The following is a 23,946-nucleotide window of genomic DNA, read 5'->3' on the forward strand; positions in this document are numbered from 1 at the left end:
CGAGATGAAGGTGAATCATGCGCATTGATGTAAGCCACGATGTGTTTCAGCTGGCGCAAGTTTTCACGATCTCGCGCGGGTCGCGCACCGAGGCAAAGGTACTGAGCGCGGTCATCACCGATGGGGACGCGCGTGGCTGGGGTGAGTGTGTGCCCTATGCGCGCTATGGTGAGACGCTGGAGTCCGTGACCGCGCAGATCGAAGCGTTGCCTGATGGGCTCACGCGTCAGGCGCTTTATGATTTGTTACCTGCTGGTGCGGCGCGCAACGCAGTGGATTGTGCGTTGTGGGATCTGGAAGCAAAACGGTTGGGAAAACGGGTGTGGGAACTGGCCGGGCTGGCCGCACCGGGCCCGGAAATTACTACTTATACGCTGTCCCTTGCTTCGCCTGAGGCCATGCAGGCACAGGCGGCGCAGAATGCGCATCGCCCACTGCTCAAGATCAAGCTGGGAACGCCAGATGACATGCCCCGCCTTGAGGCGGTGCGTGCCGGTGCGCCCAAGGCCCGCATCATTGTGGATGCCAATGAGGGGTGGTCGGCGGAAGTCTATGCCGATCTGGCCCCACATCTGGTTCGGTTGGGCGTGGAACTGGTAGAGCAGCCATTGCCCGCCGGGGAAGATGACGCGCTGATTGGGATGGAACGACCCGTGCCAGTCTGCGCGGATGAATCCTGCCATGACCGCGACAGCCTGCCCGGTTTGAAGGGCAAGTATGACGTGGTGAACATCAAGCTCGACAAGACGGGTGGCCTGACCGAGGCGCTGGCCCTGCGCGATGCCGCATTGGCAGATGGGTACGGCGTGATGGTCGGCTGCATGGTCGGGTCGTCCCTTGCCATGGCACCTGCAACGTTGGTGGCGCAGGGTGCGGCGGTGGTGGACCTTGACGGGCCGCTCTTGTTGGCCGAAGACCGTGATACACCGTTGATTTTTGATGACGCCGGGGTGCATCCGCCTCGCGCAGAGCTATGGGGATAAAGATGCGCACTGTTTACGTAAACGGAGACTACCTGCCTGAAACTGAGGCGAAGGTGTCGATCTTTGACCGTGGTTTCCTGATGGCCGACGGGGTCTATGAGGTAACGTCCGTTCTGGATGGCAAGCTGATTGATTTTGACGGTCATGCAGTGCGGTTGCAGCGCTCGCTTGATGAGTTGGACATGGCCAACCCGATTTCGAAAGAAGACCTGTTGGAGGTGCATCGCGAACTCGTCCGCTTGAACGGCATTGAGGAAGGGATGATTTACCTTCAGATCACGCGCGGCGCGCCAAGCGATCGCGACTTTGCCTTTCCCGACCCTGAAACGCCGCAAACAATCGTTTTGTTTACCCAGAACAAGCCCGGCCTTGCTGACAACCCTGCCGCCAAGAAGGGCATGAAGGTCATCAGCATCGAAGACATCCGCTGGGGTCGTCGCGATATCAAGACGGTGCAATTGCTCTATCCTTCGATGGGGAAAATGATGGCCAAGAAGGCGGGCGTGGACGATGCATGGATGGTGCAGGACGGGTTCGTGACCGAAGGTACATCGAACAACGCCTACATCGTGAAGGGCAACAAGATCATTACCCGTGAAGCGTCGCCCGATATCCTCAAAGGGATCACCCGGACAGCCGTGCTCCGCTTTGCCCAAGAGGCGCAGATGGAGGTCGAGGAACGCAACTTTACCATCGAGGAAGCACGTGAAGCCGACGAGGCATTTATCACCTCAGCGTCGACTTTTGTGATGCCGGTGGTTGAGATTGACGGCGTAGCGCTTGGGGATGGAACCCCGGGCCATGTCGCGCCGCGCCTGCGCGAAATTTATCTGGACGAAAGCCGCAAAGCAGCTGTGTAACTAGGGCCCTCGCCGTACCCATATCGGGGGCAACACGCGTCATTTCAAATTCGCTTAGCCTTGAAATTCAGTTGATTCGTGTCCAGTTACAGTATGTAAATACGATTAACTTTGAGGGATGGTTATGTGAATGAAGATTTGATCTTAAGCCTGCTAAACGAAAACCTGATCCCAATTCTGGCCGCGCTGTTCTTGCTGCTGTGCCTTTTTCTGGGCGTGCGGATTGTACCGCAAAGCGAGAAATATGTGGTCGAGCGTTTTGGTCGTCTGCGCGCGGTGCTTGGGCCGGGGATCAATTTTATTGTCCCGTTCATGGATGTCGTCCGCCACAAGGTGTCTGTGCTTGAACGCCAGTTGCCCAACGAAAGTCAGGATGCCATCACGTCCGACAATGCCCTCGTACAGGTCGAAACCAGCGTGTTTTATCGCGTGACCGAACCGGAGCGTACCGTATACCGCATCCGCGATGTGGATGGTGCGGTACAGACGACAATTGCAGGCATTGTACGCTCAGAAATCGGCAAGATGGAGCTGGATGAAGTGCAGTCCAACCGCACGCAACTGATCAGCCAGATCAAGATACTGGTCGAAGAGGCGGTGGATGATTGGGGTATTGAGGTAACGCGCGCCGAGATTCTGGACGTGAACCTTGATGCGGCGACTCGTGAGGCAATGTTGCAGCAGTTAAACGCGGAACGTGCGCGCCGTGCATCGGTCACCGAGGCTGAAGGCCACAAAAGGGCCACCGAGTTGAACGCCGATGCCGAGCTTTATGCTGCTGAGCAAGCCGCCAAGGCCCGCCGGGTGACGGCCGATGCTGAGGCCTATGCAACGCAGGTGGTGGCCGAAGCCATCAACACCCACGGTATCGAATCCGCGCAATTTCAAGTGGCGTTGAAACAGGTCGAAGCAGTTACCGAAATCGCGCGCGGTGAAGGGCAGCAGACAATCGTTCTGCCCTCTAGCGCGATGGATGCCTTCGGGGAAGCGTTTGGCATGCTGACCGGGAAGGTACGCAAATGAGCGAGCTTTGGAGCCTTTGGTGGGTCTGGATCGTCGCTGCGCTAGTGCTGAGCATCATCGAGGTCTTTGTACCGGCCTTTGTCTTTCTGGGCATGGCGGTCGGTGCAGTGGTCGTCGGCGTAGGGTTGGCCTTTGGCCTGCTCGGTTGGATCGCAACGCCGCCTGTCCTGTTCCTGATCTTTGCATCAGCCTCGGTGGTTGCGGCGCTGGTTCTGCGCTCTGTGATCGGCGTGCGCCGGGGACAGGTCAAAAAATGGGACCGCGACATTAACGAATGACGCGGTCTTCAGCCTAACCTTTTTTCTCAACGTTTTGTTCAAAGGCGGTCTCGAAGGCCGCCTTTTTCGCGTCTGACGCATCCGTCTGATAGTTAGCTTTCCACTCATCCATGGTCATGCCGTAGAACGCCTCACGCCCTTCGTCCTTGCTCATCTCGATGCCCTTTTCGGCGGCAGCCTCTTGGTACCAGCGACTAAGACAGTTCCGGCAGAACCCGGTGAGGTTCATCATGTCGATGTTTTGCACGTCCGTGCGGTCTTGCATCAGGTGTTGGCGCAGGCGGCGGAATGCTGCAGCTTCGAGTTCGAGTTGGGTTTGTGCGTCCATGGTGGTTTTCCTTGGTTTGGGCGTTGGACCGGTGCGATACCCCAGATCCCGCGGTATTTTCCGTCAGAAGAACGTTTGTCTAAAGATTGGCCTTTTTGTGGGCCGCTTCAAGGTGTGGTGCGAGGGTGCTGGCCCAACGTTGCTGGCCGGTGGGGCTCTCGATGAGATCCTGGCGGATTTCCAGTATCACATTGGGCCGACCCGGTCCGTGGGCATGCTGGCTGAGCGCATCACCCGGAAAGAACCCTGCATAGGGCGCGTTGTCTCCAACCGGGCTTGTCAGGTGGTTGCTCAGGTTCCCGATCAGCGGGTTGGCAATCCGCCTGTCTTCAGCAGAGAGCACGCCGATTTCCCAAGGCCTTGGTGCACGTCCGACCAATTGAGGCGTGAAGCTGTGGATGGAGAGGAAGGCGATATCGCGCCCATGTGCCAGCCTTGCAATGGCGTCATGATAGGGCTGGTACAGCGCTTCGATTCGTCGCGCGCGCTCTTGCGCGTCGACCCTTCTGTTCCCGTCGATGATGGTCCCATCGTAAAGCTGGGGGATCAACGTCGGGTCGTCTGCGCCGCGGTTGGGGTCGATCACCAGCCGCGAATAGTTTGAGCAGATGACGGGTGCATTCAATGCTTCTCCCAAAGCCAGCGCCGTGCCCATTGCTCCGATGTCATATGCGATATGACGGCCCATATCGGCGTCTGGCAGGCCCAATGTTCCGCCTGCGATAAAATCAGGCACTGTGTTTGTTGCGTGGTCGCATGTGATCACCCAAGGGCCCTGTCGGTCTGGACCATGGATGGAAAACGGGGAATATGTCATAGAGGTGTCACCATATCGGTGGCACATGTAGGCCAGTTGCTTCGGAAAGTGAATTGAGCAATAAGCGCCTCTGTTAGCGGTACCACAAAAGGGCTTTGGTCGATGAAACGCATGCGCAACGTAAAAATCGTGGCCACTTTGGGCCCTGCATCGGAAGATTACGAGACGATCCGGGCACTGCACGAAGCGGGCGCGGACGTTTTTCGCCTGAATATGTCCCATGGCAGCCATGACGAGATTGCAAAGAAACATGCAATCATCCGGCAGGTCGAAGTGGACACAGGGTCGTCCATCGCTATTTTGGCAGACCTTCAGGGCCCCAAACTGCGGGTGGGTGTGTTTGCCAATGAAGATGGCGAAATGCTGGAAGACGGCGCCAAGTTCCGTCTGGATCTCGACACCGCAGACGGAGACAACGCCCGCGTTTGCCTCCCTCACCCAGAGATTTTTGCAGCACTTGAGCCGGGCAAGACGTTGCTGGTCAATGACGGCAAGATCCGTCTTCAAGTGGAAGACTGCGGCCCAGATTTTGCCGATTGCGTCGTGATCGCAGGCGGCGTGATTTCCAACCGCAAGGGCGTGAACGTGCCGGATGTGGAACTGCCCCTTGCCGCGTTGTCCGAAAAGGACCGTGCTGATCTGGAATTTACCGCCAAGCTGGGCGTGGACTGGATGGCATTGAGCTTTGTTCAGCGTCCCGCTGACGTGGAAGAGGCCCGCGCGTTGGTCAAAGGCCGCGCCGCCATCCTATCCAAAATTGAAAAACCCAATGCCGTGGAACGTTTTGACGCCATTCTGGCGGCAAGCGACGGCATCATGGTCGCCCGAGGCGATCTGGGCGTGGAACTTCCTGTTCAAGCCGTGCCGCCGATCCAGAAGCGTCTGGTGCGCAAGTGCCGCTATGCTGGCAAACCCGTGATTGTCGCCACCCAGATGCTGGAAAGCATGATCGAAAGCCCAATGCCCACCCGTGCCGAAGTGTCTGACGTGGCTACAGCCATCTATGAAGGCGCAGATGCTGTCATGCTGAGTGCGGAAAGTGCTGCGGGCAGCTATCCGATCGAAGCTGTTACGACGATGGACCGAGTTGCGGCTGAAGTCGAATTAGATCCCACCTACACCCAAATCATCGAGGCCAGCCGTCAGGCCAATCGTGGATCGATTGCTGACGGTATTGTTGCGGCCGCCCGAGAGATTGCGGAAACAACCAACATCAAGGCGATCTGCTGTTTCACTCAAAGCGGTACCACAGCCTTGCTGGTGTCGCGGGAACGCCCGCGCGTGCCGATCATCGCACTGACCCCTTTGCATGGAACAGCCCGTCGTCTGGCCTTAAGCTGGGGATGTAACTGTGTCATCACGCCCGCCATGGAACGCTTTAAGGGCGCTGTCGTCAGCGCGGCCAAAGCAGCGTTGGAAGGTGGGTTTGGCACGGTTGAAGACCAAATTGTTGTGACTGCTGGGGTGCCTTTCAATGTCACCGGCACCACCAACATCTTGCGCGTCGCCCCATGCGATGAACGTTTGATTTTCGCGACCGATCCGGAGTAAATCTTGCCGCATGTAAGCATGTAAGCATGTAAACATGTACAGGTGAGGTGAAGTCATGACGCCGGATATGTATTTGGTGCTAGGCATTCTGATTGCAGCGTTTTCAATCCCGTCGATTTTGTCGGCCGTCGCCGACGGGCGCGCGCCGCGTGCATCTGCCATCACCATTCTGATTGCCGGGGGTCTGATCCTGCTGGCAATCCAAACCCAACCCGGCGGATATACGCTGCCTGAGATCCCGGATGTGTTCGTCCGGGTGATTGCACCCTTCATTTCCTGACGCGCGGCCAACAGATCGTTAAAGGCCTGATGGCTCTTTGCGTCTTTCAATTCAGAAATGGCTTGCACTTGGTGCAGCACCGCCTTATCTGGCGGGTTCGTTCCTGTGCGTCCGGCCCAAGTGGCATGCCGAGTCGCACGTTTACCGAACTCGAACTATGGAGACGGAAATGCCCAAGATGAAGACCAAGTCGAGCGCTAAGAAGCGCTTTAAAGTGACCGCGACCGGTAAGGTCATGGGAGGTCAGGCCGGCAAACGCCACGGCATGATCAAACGCACCCGCAAATTCATCCGTGACGCCCGTGGCACCACGACCCTGTCGGCTCCCGACGCTAAAATCGTCAAGGGCTTTATGCCCTACGACCGCTGATAGGAGGTATCTGATATGTCCCGTACCAAAGGTGGAACAATCGCCCACGCCCGTCACAAGAAGGTCATCAAGGCTGCGAAAGGCTACTACGGCCGTCGCAAGAGCACCTTCAAGGTCGCGCGCCAGGCCGTCGACAAGGCGAACCAATACGCAACACGTGACCGCCATAACCGCAAGCGCAACTTCCGCGCGCTGTGGATCCAGCGGATCAACGCCGCTGTGCGCGCCCATGACGAAGCGCTGACATACAGCCGTTTCATCAACGGTCTGTCGCTGGCTGGTATCGAAGTTGACCGTAAGGTTCTGGCCGATCTGGCAGTAAATGAGCCCGACGCGTTTGCTGCGATCGTGGATCAGGCCAAAGCGCAACTGGCCTAAGCGCTGTCGAAACAAATTTAGGGCCCCGTCGATCTAATCGGCGGGGCCTTTTTCTTGTCTGCCACAACCGCTGTGGTTCAGTTGCCGCTGAGACTGACCGTCGTCGGTGCGCTACGCGGTGCAAGCGTGAACTGGACCCTGCGGTTTTCCGCTTCACCCGAAATGGTGCCTGCAAAGTTGACAGGCCGTGTTGCGCCAAATCCGCGGGGCTGCAGGGCCGAAATATCGTAACCTTCACGCTGCAACTGGTCGATCACTGACTGAGCGCGGAACCAGCTGAGATCCATGTTCAGTTGCGCGGTGCCGCGACGGTCCGAATGCCCTTCAACGACCACCTTGACCTCGTCGCAGGTCTTGACCGCTGTTGCGATGTTGCGTGCGCGGATCATGTCGGCGGCAACCGGGATGTCACTGCCCAAAGGAAAGTTGACCGTTGTAATCTTGACCAACGTATCAAGGTAATCGACGCAACTGGGCACGCGGTAGCGATGGGCGACCCCCAATCGCAGCGGCGTCCGTGTCGCCGCAGCGACCGCGATTGGCGCAGGTGCCTCTGGTTCGACTTCGGCTGACTGGGGCAGAACCGGCGCGGCGATCGCGGGGATCGCCTCCTCCGTTTCGGATTTCAACAGGCTCATTTCCTGACGGGTGACCGCATTTGTCAGGTCCGGCAGCGATGGCTCTTCGAGCGCTGTGGCGGTTTCGGCAACCTCAACGACTGTCTGGTTTTGTTGCGAGAGCAACAGGGTGGTGGTCACCACCAGCCCTGTGAACATTGCAAGAAACACTGCCGCGCCTGCGGCCAGTATCCATTTCGATATTCCTTGCTGCTTTGGCGGTACAAACACCGCTTCCCGTGGCGTGCTACTGCCGGGTGTATTCATCGTTAACTTTGCCACTGCCCGTCCCCCAAGCCAGATCAATGTATTGACTAAGATCTTCGCTGTGACAGGCTTAGCCCGTATGTCACCCGCACATGTGGCAGCACAGCGGACGCGATCATCTAATAATTGCGGTGGACCCAAGCATATCGCGGGTGTTTTCTCAATAGTCTCTATATTCGGTGTTTTGCTTTTCGGGCCTGTTTGTTGCGCAATTCCCATATTGCGTGTTCTGTGGCTTGAATAGCGGTCATGACTTGCACTGTAGTGGCCGAAAGACTACTCCGCCTCGCAAGCGGGAGCGGAGCCGAAACCATGGATGATCTCAAAGCGAAATACCTCACTCAGATCGCGCAAGCGGGCGATGAAGCCGCTTTGGAGGCGATCCGTCTTGCCGCAGTCGGCAAGAAGGGTGAGGTGGCTCTGAAAATGCGAGAGCTTGGCCGCATGACGCCAGAGGAACGCCAGGTGGCGGGCCCGGCGCTGAATGCGCTCAAGGACGAGATCAACAGCGCGCTCAGCGCCAAGAAGGCTGGGCTGGCTGATGCTGCTTTGGATGAGCGGTTGCGCAGTGAATGGCTCGACGTCACGCTGCCCACACGTCATCGCCGTGTTGGTACCATTCACCCAATCAGTCAGGTCAGCGAAGAGGTCACCGCGATCTTTGCCGAAATGGGCTTCTCGGTTGCCGAAGGGCCGCGCATTGACACCGACTGGTACAACTTTGACGCCCTCAACATCCCCGGCCACCACCCCGCACGGGCCGAGATGGACACGTTCTATATGCACCGCGCGGACGGCGACAATCGCCCGCCGCACGTGCTGCGCACACACACGTCGCCCGTTCAGATCCGGTCGATGGAGAAATCCGGTGCGCCAACCCGTATCATCTGTCCCGGTGGCGTATATCGCGCCGACTATGACCAGACCCACACGCCCATGTTCCATCAGGTCGAAGGTCTGGCCATCGACCGCGACATTTCCATGGCGAACCTCAAATGGGTGCTCGAAGAGTTCGTGAAATCCTATTTCGAAGTCGACGGGGTCGATCTGCGCTTCCGCGCGTCGCACTTCCCATTCACCGAGCCGTCGGCCGAAGTCGATATCCGGTGTTCATGGGAAGGTGGTACGCTGAAAGTCGGCGAGGGCGATGATTGGCTCGAAATTCTGGGCTCCGGCATGGTGCACCCAAAGGTCTTGCAGGCCGGCGGTATCGATCCCGAAGAATGGCAGGGTTTTGCCTTTGGCATGGGCATCGACCGGATTGCGATGCTGAAATACGGCATCCCTGATCTGCGCGCGTTCTTTGACAGCGATCTGCGCTGGCTGCGCCACTATGGGTTCGCAGCTCTGGACGTTCCAACGCTGCATGGCGGGTTGAGCCGCTAGAGCGACCCGGATGGATCTGGAGTTTCGGTCCCAACTTCACGACTTCCTCGATCACTTAGCGCAGTTGGTGCATAGGCACGTCTGCTCGGTAGTTTCCCGTACTCGCGGACATTCTCGCCGACGTATTGGCGCAATACACCGGGTGGTCGGACTTCTAGGGCCAGGTGTAATTGCCTGATCGGGCAGGGTCGCCACGCAGTCAGTCAAGCGCGTGTGCCTCGTCCTCACCTTGGTCGCCCCTCCCATCATTGCTCACATTTTCCTGTGGCGCTCCGGCATGCCGCGTCATTTGAAACTGACGTTCACGATTTTGAACGCTATGGGTTGGACAATTGTGCTGGCTCCGATCATGCTGATCAACCGCTGGCTTGACGCAACTAAATCTCGCAACGTGGACAAACATGATGATCTTTGAACCGCCCCATTCCAATCGAAGCGAAGCGTGGAAACGCCGCTATGCTGTCTTTGAGATCGTGCACACGCTGATCGACTTTGGCGCCGCACTTTGCTTTATCATCGGCTCGATCATGTTCTTTTCCGAAGAGTGGCTGACCCCGGGCACATGGCTGTTTCTGGTGGGCTCCATCCTCTTTGCGTGCAAACCCACTGTGCGCCTGATCCGCGAGTTGCAACTGGCTGCGCACGGCGATGTTGATGCTCTGGCCAAAGGTGAGGGCGGCACATAGCACACCGCCCACAAAGATGTGACGTGACATGGCCGCGCTCGGGCGTAGCGTGCGCGTCATGAGATATCTGTTCTGTCTTTTGATGCTGTGCGTTGTGTCGCCCACGTTTGGCCATGCGGCCTCTTCCCGGTGCCAGCTGGACGTGCCGTGTGCCATTGGCGACCGGTCCTATCACGTGAAAGAGCCGGATGGCTGGGACGGCACAAGCCCGCTGCCCGTTCTTATTCACTTTCACGGCTGGCAACGCACCGGGGCGCTGCCAGTGCAACATCAGCGGATCTCGGGTGCGACCCGTCTGCGTGGTGTGTTGCTGATCGCGCCTAACGGTTTGCGCAAGACGTGGAACATGTGGTCGCCAGAAACCGAGGACGTGCAATTTGCGGCCGACGTACTAAAGGATGTCATCAACCGCTACCCGGTCGATCCGGACAACATTTTTGTCTCCGGCTACTCCTATGGCTCCATCATGGCGTGGCGGGTGGCCTGTGATCGGGGCGAGGCGATGAACATCCGTGCGCTGCTGGGCATTTCCGGAACGTTACGGTTGGACGAAGACTGCGCAGAGGCCCCCAAAGAGGCGCGCCATGTGCATGGGTTGAAAGATAATGTGCTCGACTTCCCTTATGGACCGGGGGGCGACACGACTTATCCGGTTAAACTGTGGCGCGACGCTTTGGGCTGTTCCGATACGGCCAGCACGCCCGAGGACTGGTCGGTTGTCGAATTCCTGACCCTCACCCGCACCTCATGGTCTGATTGCGCAGGCGATGCGCAGGTCGCGCTGGATACCCATCCCGGCGGTCACTTTATCCCGCATGGCTGGATTGGGCGGCAACTGGATGAACTGCTGGGCCGCCCACCCACCTATCCGTGACGGCGGGTACATAACGTGCCCCTATTGTTTCGGTACGGCACAGGTGTCCTGCGCCACGCTTGCACCTTGGCGCGATCTTTGCCATTGCAGGGCCACCGCAGACCCAAGGGCGAAACGACATGAAATTCACGCTTTCCTGGCTGAAACAACACCTCGATACCACTGCAACAGTGGACGAGATCACTTATGCGCTGACGGACCTCGGTCTTGAGGTCGAAGGCGTTGAGGATCGTGGGGCGAAACTGGCTGACTTTACCATCGGCCATGTGATCAGCGCGGAAAAGCATCCCGATGCGGACCGCCTGCGCGTGTGTCAGGTGGCCACGGACGAGGGCACCAAGCAGATCATTTGTGGTGCGCCCAACGCGCGCGAAGGCATCACTGTCGTGATCGCCAAGCCCGGCGTCTATGTGCCGGGCATCGACACAACCATCGGCGTTGGTAAGATCCGTGGCATCGAAAGCTTTGGCATGATGGCCTCTGAACGCGAGATGGAGCTGTCAGAAGAGCATGATGGCATCATCGAACTGCCTTCGGGCGAGGTGGGCGATCGGTTCGTAGACTGGCTTGCCGCCAATGACCCGGCCAAGGTTGACCCGGTGATCGAAATTGCAATCACCCCCAACCGCCCCGACGCACTTGGCGTGCGCGGGATTGCACGTGATCTGGCCGCGCGCGGCCTCGGCACTTTGAAACCCATGCGCGACCCCAGTGTTGAGGGCGCGTACCCGTCGCCTGTTGCCGTCACAATCGATGACGACACATTGGGCCAGTGCCCTGTGTTCTTTGGCCGTCACATTCGCGGCGTAAAAAATGGCCCCAGCCCCGTCTGGTTGCAGGACCGCCTGCGCGCGATTGGTCTGCGACCAATCTCCTTCCTTGTGGATGTGACCAACTATTTCACCTTTGACCTCAATCGTCCCTTGCACGTCTTTGACGCGGACAAGATCGAAGGCGGAGCGTTGCGCGTGCACCGCGCCGCTGGCGGTGAGACGCTGATGGGGCTGGACGACAAAGAGTACACATTCGGTCCCGACATGACCCTGATTTCGGATGCGAGCGGTGTTGAAAGCATTGGCGGCGTCATGGGGGGACTGCGCACCGGCTGCACCGAAGAGACGGTGAACGTGTTTGTCGAGGCGGCATACTTTGATCCAGTCCGCACCGCCTATACGGGCCGCGCGCTCAAGATTAATTCGGACGCCCGCTATCGCTTTGAACGCGGTATCGACCCGGCGTTCACGCCCATTGGCCTTGATCTGGCCTGTGAGATGATTGCCGAAAACGCGGGCGGCGAAGTTTCGAGCCGTGTGCAGGCAGGCGATGTGCCGGATACGTCCCGCGCCTACCGTCTGAATGCCGCGCGCGTGCAAAGCCTTGTTGGCATGGACATTCCCGAGTCCGAACAGCGCCAGACACTGACTGCCCTTGGCTTCCGGCTTGAAGGCGACATGGCGCAAGTTCCCAGCTGGCGTCCTGATGTGATGGGAGAGGCCGATCTGGTCGAAGAGGTGGCGCGTGTTGCCTCACTCACCAAGCTTCAGGGGCGTCCCTTGCCTCGGATAGGCGAGGGTGTGCCCAAGCCTGTGATGACCCCGATGCAGCGGCGCGAACAGATCGCGCGGCGCACGACTGCGGCGCTGGGCTACAACGAATGCGTGACTTACAGCTTTATCGATCAACGCTCTGCCGCACTGTTTGGTGGTGGCGACGACGCCACGATGCTGGAAAACCCGATCTCGTCGGACATGAGCCATATGCGCCCCGCCTTGTTGCCGGGGTTGTTGCAGGCCGCTGCGCGCAATCAGGCACGCGGGAATATGGATGTGGCCTTATTCGAAGTGGGCCCGGCCTTTCACGGCGGAGAGCCGGGAGAGCAGCATTTGCTGGTCTCTGGCCTGCTGGTTGGTCGGACGGGTCCCAAGGACGTGCATGGCGCGTCGCGTGCGGTTGATCTTTATGACGTGAAGGCTGATGCCGAAGCTGTTTTGTCTGCCATGGGCGCGCCTGCTCGTGTGCAGATCATGCGTGGGGCATCCGAATGGTGGCACCCGGGGCGGCACGGCATGATCTGCCTTGGCCCCAAGAAAGTACTGGGCGTTTACGGCGAATTGCACCCGCGGGTGATCGAGGCGATGGACATCAAGGGGCCTGCGATGGCCTTTACTCTGTGGCCGGCCGAAGTGCCGATGCCGCGCAAAGCTGGTGCCAATCGTGGTGCGCTTGAGATCAGCGATTTGCAAGCGGTCGAGCGTGACTTTGCATTTGTGGTGGATGCTGACGTCGAGGCGCTGACCTTGGTCAACGCGGCTCTTGGTGCGGACAAGGCGTTGATCGCGGACGTGCGCGTCTTTGACGAATTCATCGGCGGCGCATTGGGTGAGGACAAGAAATCCTTGGCCATCACCGTGCGATTGCAGCCCAAGGATGCCACGCTGAAGGATGCGGATATCGAGGCCGTCGGCCAGAAGGTGGTCGAAAAGGTGACCAAGGCTACAGGCGGCACCCTGCGCGGCTAACCTATTTTCGAGATAGCATCTCGGCCAGTAGGTCAAACACCAGCCGGATGCGGCGGCTGGTGTGCAAATCTCGATGCGTCACCAGCCAGACCGGGAAAGACAAGTTGGTGTCCTCCGCAAGGACCGGGACCACATCGTCAAAGCGCTGCGCGATATCACGGGCCATCGGGAAGATTCCGAACCCTTTGCGCACCAGTTCCCAGATCGTGATGCCACTGGTTGAGCCTGCGCACAGGTTGGCTTTGGTGATTGGAATGCCCCGCCGCTGCATCTCTTCGAGATAGCGTGCATCATCGCCCATGCTGATGAAATCATGATCGACAAGCGCCGGGATATCCTCGGGCACACCGCGCGCCTCCAGATACCCTTTGGAGGCATAAAGGCAGGCTGTTGCATCCCCGATCCGGCGCGCGATCAGATCGGGTTGTTCCGGACGCACGTGGCGGATGGCGATGTCAGCCTCGCGTTTGAGAATATCGCGGATGTCATTTGAGGCGATCACATCCACCCGCAGACGCGGCGCAAGATCGCGCAACTTCAGCAAGGTCTCGGGCAGAACATAAGCGCTCATCATGTCGCTGGCGGTGATGCGGATTGTGCCATCCAAGGCGTGCGCGCGCCCCTGGGCCAGCAGCGTGATCCGATCTGCCGCACTGCCCATCGCTTGCGCTGCCACAAGCAGGTCGCGCCCTGCATCAGTGAGCGTCATGCTGCGTGCGGTCCGCTCAAACAGAGCAATCCCGAGTTCTTCTTCCAACGCAGTAACTTGTCGGCCAAGCGTCGGTTGGGTTTGCCCCAGCTGACGTGCTGCGGCAGACAGCGATCCCGCCTCTGCGGTCGCAAGAAAGGCACGCATGCGGTTCCAGTCAAATCCCTTATCCATGCAAATACGTATACTTAATTTGCAAAAATTGGCAATTCCGCTGGCAAGGCGACAGATTTATATGCGCTTGGAAAGGAGATGACCCATGAAACCCAATCGAGACTTCTGGAGCAAGATCGCCAAAAAGTATGCGGCGTCGCCCATTTCCAACATGGATGCCTATGAGGCAACGCTGGACCGCGTGCAGGCACACATGCCAAAGGGCGCCCGGGTGCTTGAACTGGGATGCGGGACCGGAGGCACCGCCCTGCGTCTGGCAGAGCATGCCCACAGCATCGTCGCCACGGATTTCGCGGAAGGTATGATTGAGCAGGCCAAAGCGCGCGACGGCAAACCGAACGTGGAATTCGTCTGCACCGACGTGTTCGATCCATCCTTCAAGGACGGGTCATTTGACGTTGTGATGGGATTCAATCTGTTTCATCTCGTTGAGGATGCGCCCCGCGCCTACGCTCGCATCCATGATCTGTTGGCCCCGGACGGCCTGTTTATCTCAAAGAGTCCGTGTCTGGGTGAGGGGTCTTTGGGCTTCAAATTTGGGCTGATGAAGCGCGCCATTCCGCTAATGCAATGGATGGGCAAAGCGCCGTTTGTCCGATTTGAAACGATCGCAAACCTAGAAGCAGACATCGCGCGGGCCGGTTTTGACATCGTTGAGACTGGAAATTACCCGGTGCGTCCGCCCAACCATTTCGTCGTTGCCAAACGGGTCTGAAGATTTCGATCCGAACGATGCCGGGCAGGGTGGATGGCTTGCCTGCTGACCTTAGTCAGATTCCGGCACGCGGATAAAGTGCGCACCAGTCGAATCTTTATTCGACGGCGTGGTTGCGGTTGAGTCCGTGTCCAACCCATCCTGCCCATCACTTTGCGGCACGGTTATGAATTTGGGGTCAGGTACGTCAGCAGGTGGAGGCGTGGTTGCGGCAGCATCAAGTTCTAATTCTTCTGTTTGGGAACCCTGCGGTCTGGCCGCGACCCAGGCCCTGCCACTTGCCGCGCGTGGGGCCCTGACAAGATAGCGGACCATGCCCACTGTGTTTTTGTTGATCTGGCAAAAGAATTTGACGTTCTTGATATCGTCAAAATCCGCGGCGCCATACACAAAGGGGATCTGGTTTCGCCAGCGCACTTTCATGTCCCGCAGGTTGCTGGCGGCACGTTCCTCGGTCATTTCGGCACGACAAACGTCTTTGGCCCGGTCTTCCAAACCTTGGGCGGAAGCAGCGGTTGCGCCAAACAGAAGAAGCACAGAAAGCAGCTGGGCAAAGGCCCTGCCAGTTGGGTGTACTTTTATCATTTGGCTCTTCCTATGGCACCAATCTGGATCACATCAGGCCTTTGCTGCACGGTCTCCCATTACGGGACATACGTTCAAATACGCCCCAGCATGATTAAGCCGTCACATTAAAAAAGCAACTGGACGTGTGAGGGCTATGGTTTGATATGCATGGCGTCTGGTACATTCAGGTAATTGACTGCAAACGAAGGGAACGAGCGGATGTTGAACGTATATCTTTCAGGGGAAATCCACACAGACTGGCGCGAACAGATCATCGATGGGGCGCAAGGGCTGGATGTGACGTTCAACGCGCCTGTCACGGATCATGCGGCGAGCGATGATTGTGGTGTGGCCATTCTGGGTGAGGAACCCAACAAGTACTGGCATGACCACAAGGGCGCGATGGTGAATGCCATTCGCACCCGCAAGGGGATCGCGGATGCCGATGTGGTCGTTGTGCGTTTTGGTGAGAAGTACAAGCAATGGAATGCGGCCTTTGATGCGGGCTATGCCGCTGCATTGGGCAAGTCGCTGATCATTTTGCATGGACCTGACCATGCCCATGCTTTGAAAGAGGTAGACGCCGCAGCCCTTGCCGTTGCTCAGGAACCTGCGCAGGTTGTCGATATCTTGCGCTATGTTTTGACAAGCGCGCTTCCAAAGTAGGTACCGGTCTGGTCTCCGGTTTTTCATGTTAAAGACCATTTCGGGGGGACAGCATGAAGTATGACTACGTCATTGTCGGCGGCGGTTCTGCCGGGTGCGTGATGGCCGCGCGGCTCAGCGAAGACGCCAATGTTTCCGTATGCCTGATCGAAGCAGGCGGCGACGGTCGCGGCCTGTTTGTGCGCGCCCCTGCGCTTGTTGCGGGCATGATTTCCGGGCGACCCAAGATCAACAACTGGGCCTTTCACACCGAACCTCAATCCGGTCTGAACGGGCGGCGTGGGTTTCAGCCGCGTGGAAAAGGTCTTGGCGGGTCCAGTGCAATCAATGCCATGCTCTATGTGCGCGGGCATGCGCGCGATTATGACGAATGGGCGGACTTGGGCGCGACGGGCTGGGACTGGGACTCGGTTCTTCCCTATTTCAAGATATCCGAAGGCAACGTGCGGGGCGCGGATGATCTTCACGGAACAGAAGGACCGCTGCAGGTCTCAGACCAGTCTGAACCGCGCGCGATCAGCCATGCGTTTGTCGAAGCTGGCGAACAGGTACAGGTGCCCTTGCGCGAGGATTTCAATGGGCCGGAACAGGAAGGCATTGGCCTTTATCAGGTGACACAGGCCCATTCCGGAACGGCCAAGGGCGAACGCTGTTCGGCGGCGGCGGCCTATTTGATGACTTCGGTGATGGCGCGATCCAATCTTACGGTTCTGACCCGTGCGGTTGTGCAAAAGGTCGAAATGCAAGACGGGCGCGCTGTTGGCGTGCGCATGCGACATGGCGGAAAGATCAAGCTGGTGGAGGCAGAGCGCGAAGTCATTCTGTCGGGCGGGGCCTTTGGCTCGCCTCAACTGTTGCTGCTGTCGGGGATTGGGCCGCGCGACGAGCTTGCGGCCCATGGCATCGAGGTCGTCCACGAATTGCCGGGTGTAGGACAAAACCTGCAGGATCACCTCGACTACACCATCAGCTATCATTCCAAGCGCGATGACGTTGTTGGACTTGGCCCCAAGGGCCTCATGGATCTGGCCCGAGCCGGTTTGCGCTGGCGCAAGGATGGGTCTGGCCTATTTGCGTCCCCCTTTGCCGAAGGTGGCGCATTCCTGAAATCCGACCCGAGCGTTACCCGTCCGGATCTGCAACTGCACTTCGTGGTGGGGATCGTGGATCAGCACATGCGCAAGATTCACCTGCGCTTTGGCTATTCCTGCCATGTTTGCGTTTTGCGTCCCTTCAGTCGCGGGCAGGTGGGGTTGCAGTCTTCTGATCCGACGCGCCCACCGCGCATTGATCCGAATTATCTGGATGACTCACGCGATCTGGACCTCCTGATGAAAGGCGCGCGCAGTATGGAGCGTATACTGGACGCGCCGCCGCTCGATCCCTGGCGAGGCAAAAAGCTATATGCGCATGATGGCAGTGATGCGGCTTTGGAGGCTGATATCCGGGCGCGCGCTGACACCATTTACCACCCTGTCGGAACATGTCGGATGGGGCATGATGATATGGCGGTCACCGACCCTGCGGGTCGTGTACATGGCGTAGAAGGTTTGCGTGTGGTGGATGCGTCACTGATGCCCCGCCTTTTGGGTGGGAACACCAACGCGCCGACCATCATGATGGCCGAGAAGATTTCGGCCGGGATGCGTGGCGCAGCCTGATCAAGGTTGCACCACGCGATCTATCAGGGGCGCGGCGGGATGTTTTTCGCTTTTTCCACTGCTGGGCGCGCCATGAACCGGTCCAGATAGGCGACAAGGTTCTTGTGATCGTCCCAGCCAACCATGTCTCTGGATTCGTAAAAGTTGAGCGCATTGAGCCAAGGGGCGATTGCAATGTCGGCAATGGAGTACTGCCCGGTTACCCAGTCTTGTCCGTCTAGCTGCTTTTCCAGAACGGCGAGCAGGCGCTTGGCCTCGGCCACATAGCGTTGTTGTGGGCGTTTATCCTCCCACTGGCTGCCTGCGAATTTGACGAAAAAGCCCATCTGACCCAGCATTGGACCCAACCCGCCCATCTGGAACATGAGCCATTGGATGGTCTTCGCCTTCTCTGAGGCCGTCTGGCCCATCAGTTTGCCGGACTTTTCCGCCAGATAGATCAGGATCGCACCAGATTCAAACAGGCCAATCGGCGTCCCATCGGGCCCATTTGGGTCAATGATCGCTGGGATTTTGTTGTTTGGGTTCAGAGACAGAAATTCTGGGCTTTTGACATCCGCATCCGACAGCGTAACCAAGTGGGCCTCGTAAGGTATTTCCATTTCCTCCAGGGCGATCGAGGCTTTTACCCCGTTCGGTGTGGGAAAGGAAAAGAGTTGCAAAACATCTGGGTTCTGCGGTGTCCATTTTTGGGTGATCGGAAAAGCGCTGAGGTCAGCCATTGAGGTGTCTCCTGATTGTACCTTTCTCACATAGGGGAAAAGTAGCGCCAAAGTACCCTTTGTGGTGTCCGCCTGTGTGCTATCCAGTGTTCATCAGCGCACGGATAAGCAAATTCGTGGTGGGACAGTATGAATAAGGAACAAAAAATGCTGAATGAATTCAAAGACTTTATCGCCAAGGGCAATGTCATGGACATGGCTGTGGGTATCATCATCGGGGCGGCGTTCACGGCGATTGTCGCGTCACTGGTCGCAGATCTGATCAATCCGTTCATCGGTTTGTTCATGGGTGGTATCGACTTTACCAACATGTATGTCGTGCTGGCAGGCGATGTCGCGGCGGGTACCTCGCTTGAGGCGGCGCGCGAAGCAGGGGCGGCTGTGTTCGCTTATGGGTCGTTCATCATGGCGATCATCAACTTTTTGATCATCGCATTTGTGGTCTTCATGCTGGTGCGCAACGTGAACAAGATCAAAGATGCCGCCGCCAAGGAAGAAGAAGCTGCAGAAGCGGCACCTGCAGGTCCCAGCGAGCTGGATATCCTAAAGGAAATCCGCGACTCGCTGGCCAAGCAAGGCTAACAAAAGCCTCTACGCCGCGGCTATTTCATCGCACGATGGGGGCCGCGGCGTTCAGAAAGCTGCGCCGTTCGTCAGGGTCGCCGATTTGTTCGGCCAACTGATCGGCCAGCGCGGCCAGGGTTGCTGCCGTCTTTGCATGTCGTTTTGCAAGCACCGGCGCGATGGGCCCCAGATGGGGCGTCAGCAATTTGACGAGGGCCGCGACTCTCTCCGGTGGCAGGGTGCTGGATACGGCAGATGAAACAGACTCGGCAGACGACACCGATCCACCCGTCTTGAGGGCCGATTGAATTTTGAGGCGCAACGCGTCTTTTTCGGCTTGGGTCGGAATGTCCTGCAATACGGCATCGATCATTTCCTCGGCATTGCGGGCACTGCCGGCCACGCGCCGTGCGATGATCTTTCCCATCGGCCCCATGCTGGACGTCAGGTGCTGTTCGACCTCGCGCAATGTCTGTCCGCTCAGTTGAGTCAGCATTGTGCCGGATGTTGCCTCACTGCCCGAAGTAGGGACCTGTGGCATCACTCTGATCATGGTGGTCGGGTCCGCGCCGGACAAGGCGGCGTCGATCGCTGCGCGCATCTGGGCGGCATCTGAGAACCGCTTGTCGGCGTCGATCTGCATCGCTTTCATCACGACTTTGTCCAGTGTAGGCGGCAGCTCGGGAACCAAGGTACTTGGCGGCACCGGCGTTTCGTTCTGCACAGCGTTGAACATCGCCTCCATACCGCCGCCCGGATAGGGTTTGCGCCCGGTCAGCAATTCATACAGCATCACGCCGGTTGCATAGATGTCCGCACGGGCGTCGACGGGGTGGCCCATCATCTGTTCGGGCGACATGTATGACGGAGTACCGATCATGCCGGCATTCGTGGCCTCCATCGAGGTCAGTTGCGCGATCCCGAAATCGGTCAACTTGACGGTGTCATCCTCCGCCAGCATCACGTTGGCGGGTTTCATGTCGCGGTGCACGATTCCTGCGGCATGGATCGCCGTCAAACCTGCCAGCATTTGTTTCAGAATGCTGTGGATGTCGTCCAGCGACAGCAACGAGGATGCCTTGCAATGATCCTTGAGCGTGACCGAACGCACCCGTTCCATCACGAGGTAGGGCACGCCATCCTCCAGCAAGAAATCGAAGATCGTTACGAGATTGGCGTGCAGAACACGGCCCGCCGCGCGCGCCTCGCGGCTGAACCGTTCCAGCAGATCGTCTCCGGCGGAGGTGCCCAAAAGGTGGCCGTGGATCGTCTTGATCGCGACTGGGCGCTGAATGTCGGGATCGACGCCAGCATAGACCACGCCCATGGCCCCTTCACCAAGGACACTTTCGACCATGTACTTGCCGATGAACCGGCGGCCGCCATTCGGGGCGAGTATCGTAACTTCAGTCATCGATCATTCGCATCGCTTGTTCGAGGCTGCGGCGCATCCGGTTGAAGGATGTGGTGAGCGAGCTGATCTCGTCGTTGCCCGGCTTTTGGTATTCAGGCACCGAAAAGTCGCCCATGCTGACCTGTTCGGCAACTTGCGACATCTGCCGTACGGGTTTCAGGACAATCCGGCCCAGCATCAGGTTGGTCATGGCAAACACAAACAGGAACACAGTCGACAGCCCCGCGATCAGGACCACACCGGTTTCCCACGTCCGCTGTTGGACCAGCGACATCGGGGCCGAGATGATCTGTGCGCCTACGGTTTCGCCCAGTTCCCAGCCAAAGCCGTTGTCAGACCCATAAAGGTCGACCATGGCGGGCGGCGCCGCCTCCGGGGTGGAGTGGCAGCGAAGACAGCCTTCCTGGGTGATGGTGATCGGGTAGGCCATGGTCAGAAAGCTGCCGTTTTCGTTCTCGACCACGGTGGAGATTTCGGTGAGCGACGCATCGGCGCGAAAGTCCTCGATCATCGACGCTTCGAGCGGGTTGGCCAGATCTGCTGGATTGGTCGGGTTCAGTGCAGCTTCCTTGTAGCTGTACTCGGGGAAGTCCTTTTGCATGTGGGCAAACACGGACTGCGCCGCGAACGAGGCCACAGTCTCGGGCAGGAACAGGATGTCATTGTCTTCGGACAAGAGGGGCGTGACACTCTGGACTGTGTGGAAGCGCACGGCGTTGGCGTTGGCATGCACGATGTTGATGGAATGCTTGATCTCTTCGATCGCGAAACGCTGGACGATTGTATAGGAAATGCCCGCAGCCCCCGCGAGGCCCAGAAGACAGGCAAGAAGCAGTACAAGGTTGTATTTAAAACGCAGGCCCATGGGTCGGTGTCCTTAACATGTGCAGTGTTGCGGTCGGTGTGCCGCCGGATATGGTCAGGTGCTCAGGTCGAGCAGTTGGCGGCGTGTAAGAATGCCGGTTGGTTCTTCAGAGCGGCTGTCCTGATAAGCGCTGATGGCGGCGCGGGTTTGTGGGCCGAACCTACCGTCAACCAACCCGCGATAATGGCCACGCGTGCGCAAATTTTGCTGGACGGACCGCTTGGCTGATCGTGACAGGGACTGTTCCAGCGCTTCGAGTTCTTCGCGGGATTGGGTGCCGTCCGATGGGCTTGCGTCTTCTGTCAGAACTGGCGTTACCGCTGCGACCTCCGCGTTGCCCTCGGTTACGGCAGGTTGTTTGAGAAAAACGGGGCGCGGTTGTACATCCGATAACGTCGTACCATCAACGCGATCCATCGCATTTAAAAGCGCGCCAAGTTCAACCGTGTCCAGCGTTGCCGCAGTGGCCAAAACGTCCAGCACTGGCCCAAAGGCATCCGGTGTCGCCAAAAGGATCGGGCTTGATCCCGCGGCGGGCTGAGGTGCCGCGGTCGCAAGCGACAGATCGGCTGGCAGCCCATCCCGAATTGCCGCGACAGTTGCCACAACCGAACCGCCCTGCGCGGCCTGCGCAGAGGATCGCGCAAAGGCCTGCAATGGAATGGACCGGGTGAACAAATCGGTGGCCTTTGTCAGGTCAGACCCCGTTGGCAGCACAAAGGCGCGCCCTTCGAATGTCACGATGGGGAGATCGATGTAGACCAGTGTGGCGCGGGAATCGGCGGCCTCGCGGGCAAACCGCTTGAGCAGAGAGCGCAATTGCGTGCTGTTTGCGGATTGGGCGCGCAAGGTTTCCGCCCCCATGGTTTGCAGTTGCGCCTGAAACGCGTCGGCCCGGTTCATGCCGTCGTCACCGGCAACCACAAGGGCCACCACACGATCGCTTTGCGCCACGGCGCTCAGCCCCCAAAGGCAAAACCCGCAAATCAACAAGATCACACGTGCCAGCATTTTTCCCTCCTCGCGCATCGCGGCGTCACACCATATCTAAAGGACCGCAGGCTGCTTCTGACGCTTCTATGACACAAACACCTTAACATCCGAATTTCTTCGTCTGAGGTGGCGGAATTACGTTCATGGTGCGGCAAATAATGAACATGTGACCGTCCTGCATCAAAGTTGGGTGTCGCAAAAGGCCGGGGCGTCAGGCAAGGGCGCGCAATGCCCCGGCCAATGAAAAACCCCGGCAGCCGCGCGGCTCCGGGGTTTTTGAAGTTCTTTCAGCGTCGCTGTTGGTCTGACTTACATCATACCTTCGCGTTGCGCTTTTTTGCGTGCCAGCTTGCGGGCACGGCGGATCGCTTCAGCTTTTTCGCGCGCTTTTTTCTCGGACGGTTTCTCGAAATGTTGCTTGAGCTTCATTTCACGGAAAACGCCTTCGCGCTGGAGCTTTTTCTTCAGAGCCCGGAGAGCCTGATCGACATTGTTGTCGCGAACACTAACCTGCATGTGGTTGTCACCACCTTTCTAGTTTCGAGTTGCAAGGATTTGCAGGAAGTGGGCACATAGCAAGTGTGCCCTAGTTTGTCTAGTACCCGTTAAGCAGGAGATTACCATGACAACGCCTTACGAGACCACCAAAGATGCGCTTTTGGATGCCGCATTGATGCATGTCCCTTTTGACGGCTGGTCAGAGACGACGTTCAAGGCCGCGGCAACGGATGCTGGTGTAGAATGGGCGATGGCGCGGGCGGTGTGCCCACGCGGCGCAATCGATCTGGCGCTCGCTTATCATGCGCGCGGGGATGCCGAGATGGTGGCGCGTCTGAAGTCAGACGAACTGCCGCAGCGGTTTAGTGAAAAGATTGCGGCCGGGGTTCGGTTCCGCATTGAGGCTGTCAGCGACAAAGAGGCTGTGCGACGCGGCACCACGCTCTTTGCCCTGCCAATGCATGCCGCTGATGGGGCCAAGGCCATCTGGGGCACGGCGGACAAAATCTGGGATACGCTGGGCGATACGTCAGATGATGTGAACTGGTACACAAAACGCGCAACACTCGCGGGCGTTTACAGTGCAACTGTACTGTATTGGCTGGGTGATGACAGCGCCGATAATAAGGCGACGTGGGCTTTCCTTGATCGCCGTATCGAAGACGTGATGCAGATCGAAAAGATTAAGGCCCAAGTGCGCGACAACAAAGCGTTGAGCAGTCTGCTTGCAGGCCCCAACTGGCTGTTGGGTCAAATCAAGGCGCCATCGAGGACGCCCAACTCGGACTTGCCCGGCATGTGGGGATCACGGGGCAAGTGATCTGACGTGCAGCGCGACAAGCACGGCCATGATCTGTACCACAATGACAAGGTCGTTTATCGTCACCATTGGATTTAACAGGCCGACCACGCAGGCACTGGCCAGTGTTCCGCTTATCTGTACGCCAAATAGGGCCATCGGCATTGGAACAGCCCACGTGTGCCCAACGCTGTACTAGGGCGGTTAGTGCAGCGCTGGCCAGCGCAATCACTCCTTAGACGCAGGTCTATATGCACCAAGCTTCGGTGTCTGGGTCAATGGCCGCATCCATACCAAGCGACCCGGTGCTAAGCGGCCGGATCACTGGCGCGAGGACGGCGATGTTTAGGATCAGCGCTGCAATCAGCAATTGGGTTCCTTT

General features: G+C 58.3%; 29 protein-coding genes. 17 read left to right on the forward strand and 12 right to left on the reverse strand.

Annotated elements, in window-relative coordinates; translation table 11 throughout:
* Nucleotides 1–17: 17 nt before the first annotated feature.
* From dgcA to DHN60_RS04010, 4 genes are all read left to right on the forward strand, one after another.
* Nucleotides 18–983, forward strand: a complete 966-nt coding sequence (gene dgcA, locus DHN60_RS03995; protein ID WP_108836007.1) for an N-acetyl-D-Glu racemase DgcA — start codon at nt 18–20, stop codon at nt 981–983.
* 2 nt (nt 984–985) lie between these two features.
* Nucleotides 986–1,843 (forward strand): D-amino-acid transaminase, encoded by an 858-nt coding sequence (locus DHN60_RS04000; protein WP_108836328.1) that lies wholly within the window; start codon nt 986–988, stop codon nt 1,841–1,843.
* A 126-nt stretch (nt 1,844–1,969) separates the two neighbouring features.
* Nucleotides 1,970–2,866 (forward strand): SPFH domain-containing protein, encoded by an 897-nt coding sequence (locus DHN60_RS04005; RefSeq protein ID WP_108836008.1) that lies wholly within the window; start codon nt 1,970–1,972, stop codon nt 2,864–2,866.
* Nucleotides 2,863–3,144, forward strand: coding sequence for an NfeD family protein (locus DHN60_RS04010; RefSeq protein WP_108836009.1), 282 nt, complete (start codon nt 2,863–2,865; stop codon nt 3,142–3,144). The genes DHN60_RS04005 and DHN60_RS04010 overlap by 4 nt, the downstream gene beginning before the upstream one ends.
* A 13-nt stretch (nt 3,145–3,157) precedes the next feature.
* Here the strand turns inward: DHN60_RS04010 and DHN60_RS04015 are convergent, their stop codons facing one another.
* Entirely contained in the window at nt 3,158–3,472 is a 315-nt protein-coding gene (locus tag DHN60_RS04015; RefSeq protein ID WP_108836010.1) for a DUF1244 domain-containing protein, read from the reverse strand.
* A gap of 79 nt (nt 3,473–3,551) precedes the next feature.
* A complete protein-coding gene (locus DHN60_RS04020) occupies nt 3,552–4,289 on the reverse strand; it encodes an N-formylglutamate amidohydrolase (protein ID WP_108836011.1) in 738 nt (245 codons plus the stop codon).
* A 102-nt stretch (nt 4,290–4,391) separates the two neighbouring features.
* Between DHN60_RS04020 and pyk the strand changes: the two genes are divergently transcribed.
* The 4 genes from pyk to rplT all read left to right on the forward strand — a co-directional run bounded on the left by pyk (nt 4,392) and on the right by rplT (nt 6,868).
* Nucleotides 4,392–5,840, forward strand: coding sequence for a pyruvate kinase (pyk, locus tag DHN60_RS04025; RefSeq protein WP_108836012.1), 1,449 nt, complete (start codon nt 4,392–4,394; stop codon nt 5,838–5,840).
* Nucleotides 5,841–5,895: 55 nt separating this feature from the next.
* Nucleotides 5,896–6,120 carry a hypothetical protein gene (locus DHN60_RS04030; RefSeq protein ID WP_108836013.1) on the forward strand — a complete coding sequence of 75 codons (225 nt, stop codon included), beginning with the start codon at nt 5,896–5,898 and terminating at the stop codon, nt 6,118–6,120.
* A 169-nt stretch (nt 6,121–6,289) separates the two neighbouring features.
* A complete protein-coding gene (rpmI, locus tag DHN60_RS04035) occupies nt 6,290–6,490 on the forward strand; it encodes a 50S ribosomal protein L35 (RefSeq protein WP_027257795.1) in 201 nt (66 codons plus the stop codon).
* A 15-nt stretch (nt 6,491–6,505) separates the two neighbouring features.
* Complete coding sequence (rplT, locus tag DHN60_RS04040; protein ID WP_108836014.1) at nt 6,506–6,868, forward strand: 50S ribosomal protein L20; 363 nt, start codon at nt 6,506–6,508, stop codon at nt 6,866–6,868.
* Between the two features lie 77 nt (nt 6,869–6,945).
* On the opposite strand, the gene DHN60_RS04045 is transcribed toward rplT, so the two are convergent.
* Complete coding sequence (locus DHN60_RS04045; protein ID WP_159089107.1) at nt 6,946–7,767, reverse strand: OmpA family protein; 822 nt, start codon at nt 7,765–7,767, stop codon at nt 6,946–6,948.
* A 297-nt stretch (nt 7,768–8,064) separates the two neighbouring features.
* Here DHN60_RS04045 and pheS point away from each other — a divergent pair, with 297 nt between their 5' ends.
* From pheS to pheT, 4 genes are all read left to right on the forward strand, one after another.
* Nucleotides 8,065–9,138: a phenylalanine--tRNA ligase subunit alpha gene (gene pheS / locus DHN60_RS04050; protein ID WP_108836016.1), complete on the forward strand. Its 1,074-nt coding sequence runs from the start codon at nt 8,065–8,067 to the stop codon at nt 9,136–9,138.
* 401 nt (nt 9,139–9,539) lie between these two features.
* Entirely contained in the window at nt 9,540–9,824 is a 285-nt protein-coding gene (locus tag DHN60_RS04055) for a YrhK family protein (protein ID WP_306415971.1), read from the forward strand.
* A 58-nt stretch (nt 9,825–9,882) separates the two neighbouring features.
* Nucleotides 9,883–10,698: a PHB depolymerase family esterase gene (locus tag DHN60_RS04060; protein ID WP_108836329.1), complete on the forward strand. Its 816-nt coding sequence runs from the start codon at nt 9,883–9,885 to the stop codon at nt 10,696–10,698.
* Between the two features lie 119 nt (nt 10,699–10,817).
* On the forward strand, nt 10,818–13,217 hold the full coding sequence (gene pheT, locus DHN60_RS04065; protein WP_108836330.1) for a phenylalanine--tRNA ligase subunit beta: 2,400 nt from the start codon (nt 10,818–10,820) through the stop codon (nt 13,215–13,217).
* A 1-nt stretch (nt 13,218) separates the two neighbouring features.
* Here pheT and DHN60_RS04070 read toward each other — a convergent pair whose 3' ends face one another.
* On the reverse strand, nt 13,219–14,100 hold the full coding sequence (locus DHN60_RS04070) for a LysR family transcriptional regulator (protein WP_108836018.1): 882 nt from the start codon (nt 14,098–14,100) through the stop codon (nt 13,219–13,221).
* Nucleotides 14,101–14,185: 85 nt separating this feature from the next.
* Here DHN60_RS04070 and DHN60_RS04075 point away from each other — a divergent pair, with 85 nt between their 5' ends.
* On the forward strand, nt 14,186–14,815 hold the full coding sequence (locus DHN60_RS04075; protein WP_108836019.1) for a class I SAM-dependent methyltransferase: 630 nt from the start codon (nt 14,186–14,188) through the stop codon (nt 14,813–14,815).
* Between the two features lie 51 nt (nt 14,816–14,866).
* Here the strand turns inward: DHN60_RS04075 and DHN60_RS04080 are convergent, their stop codons facing one another.
* The gene (locus DHN60_RS04080; protein ID WP_108836020.1) at nt 14,867–15,400 is read right to left on the reverse strand and encodes a hypothetical protein; all 534 of its coding nucleotides are present in this window, start codon (nt 15,398–15,400) and stop codon (nt 14,867–14,869) included.
* 201 nt (nt 15,401–15,601) lie between these two features.
* Here DHN60_RS04080 and DHN60_RS04085 point away from each other — a divergent pair, with 201 nt between their 5' ends.
* A complete protein-coding gene (locus DHN60_RS04085; RefSeq protein ID WP_108836021.1) occupies nt 15,602–16,048 on the forward strand; it encodes a YtoQ family protein in 447 nt (148 codons plus the stop codon).
* 53 nt (nt 16,049–16,101) lie between these two features.
* Entirely contained in the window at nt 16,102–17,709 is a 1,608-nt protein-coding gene (locus DHN60_RS04090; RefSeq protein WP_108836022.1) for a GMC family oxidoreductase, read from the forward strand.
* A gap of 23 nt (nt 17,710–17,732) precedes the next feature.
* Here DHN60_RS04090 and DHN60_RS04095 read toward each other — a convergent pair whose 3' ends face one another.
* On the reverse strand, nt 17,733–18,431 hold the full coding sequence (locus DHN60_RS04095) for a glutathione S-transferase family protein (protein ID WP_108836023.1): 699 nt from the start codon (nt 18,429–18,431) through the stop codon (nt 17,733–17,735).
* A 147-nt stretch (nt 18,432–18,578) separates the two neighbouring features.
* Between DHN60_RS04095 and mscL the strand changes: the two genes are divergently transcribed.
* Nucleotides 18,579–19,013 (forward strand): large conductance mechanosensitive channel protein MscL, encoded by a 435-nt coding sequence (gene mscL, locus DHN60_RS04100; protein ID WP_108836331.1) that lies wholly within the window; start codon nt 18,579–18,581, stop codon nt 19,011–19,013.
* A gap of 25 nt (nt 19,014–19,038) precedes the next feature.
* Here mscL and DHN60_RS04105 read toward each other — a convergent pair whose 3' ends face one another.
* From DHN60_RS04105 to rpsU, 4 genes are all read right to left on the reverse strand, one after another.
* A complete protein-coding gene (locus tag DHN60_RS04105) occupies nt 19,039–20,409 on the reverse strand; it encodes a serine/threonine-protein kinase (protein WP_108836024.1) in 1,371 nt (456 codons plus the stop codon).
* On the reverse strand, nt 20,402–21,274 hold the full coding sequence (locus tag DHN60_RS04110) for a DUF3365 domain-containing protein (RefSeq protein WP_108836025.1): 873 nt from the start codon (nt 21,272–21,274) through the stop codon (nt 20,402–20,404). The genes DHN60_RS04105 and DHN60_RS04110 overlap by 8 nt, the downstream gene beginning before the upstream one ends.
* 54 nt (nt 21,275–21,328) lie before the next feature.
* Entirely contained in the window at nt 21,329–22,285 is a 957-nt protein-coding gene (locus tag DHN60_RS04115) for a peptidoglycan-binding protein (RefSeq protein WP_159089108.1), read from the reverse strand.
* Between the two features lie 291 nt (nt 22,286–22,576).
* Nucleotides 22,577–22,783 (reverse strand): 30S ribosomal protein S21, encoded by a 207-nt coding sequence (gene rpsU / locus DHN60_RS04120; RefSeq protein ID WP_007118112.1) that lies wholly within the window; start codon nt 22,781–22,783, stop codon nt 22,577–22,579.
* Between the two features lie 106 nt (nt 22,784–22,889).
* On the opposite strand from rpsU, the gene DHN60_RS04125 reads away from it, so the two are divergent.
* The gene (locus tag DHN60_RS04125; protein ID WP_108836027.1) at nt 22,890–23,585 is read left to right on the forward strand and encodes a COQ9 family protein; all 696 of its coding nucleotides are present in this window, start codon (nt 22,890–22,892) and stop codon (nt 23,583–23,585) included.
* Here the strand turns inward: DHN60_RS04125 and DHN60_RS22210 are convergent.
* The gene (locus DHN60_RS22210) at nt 23,571–23,729 is read right to left on the reverse strand and encodes a hypothetical protein (protein ID WP_159089109.1); all 159 of its coding nucleotides are present in this window, start codon (nt 23,727–23,729) and stop codon (nt 23,571–23,573) included. The two genes, DHN60_RS04125 and DHN60_RS22210, sit on opposite strands and share 15 nt — an antisense overlap.
* Before the next feature lie 82 nt (nt 23,730–23,811).
* Nucleotides 23,812–23,934, reverse strand: a complete 123-nt coding sequence (locus tag DHN60_RS22810) for a hypothetical protein (protein ID WP_255415554.1) — start codon at nt 23,932–23,934, stop codon at nt 23,812–23,814.
* Between the last annotated feature and the right edge of the window lie 12 nt (nt 23,935–23,946).

This window comes from Tateyamaria sp. Alg231-49, from assembly GCF_900143535.1.
In the GTDB taxonomy this organism is placed as follows: domain Bacteria; phylum Pseudomonadota; class Alphaproteobacteria; order Rhodobacterales; family Rhodobacteraceae; genus Tateyamaria.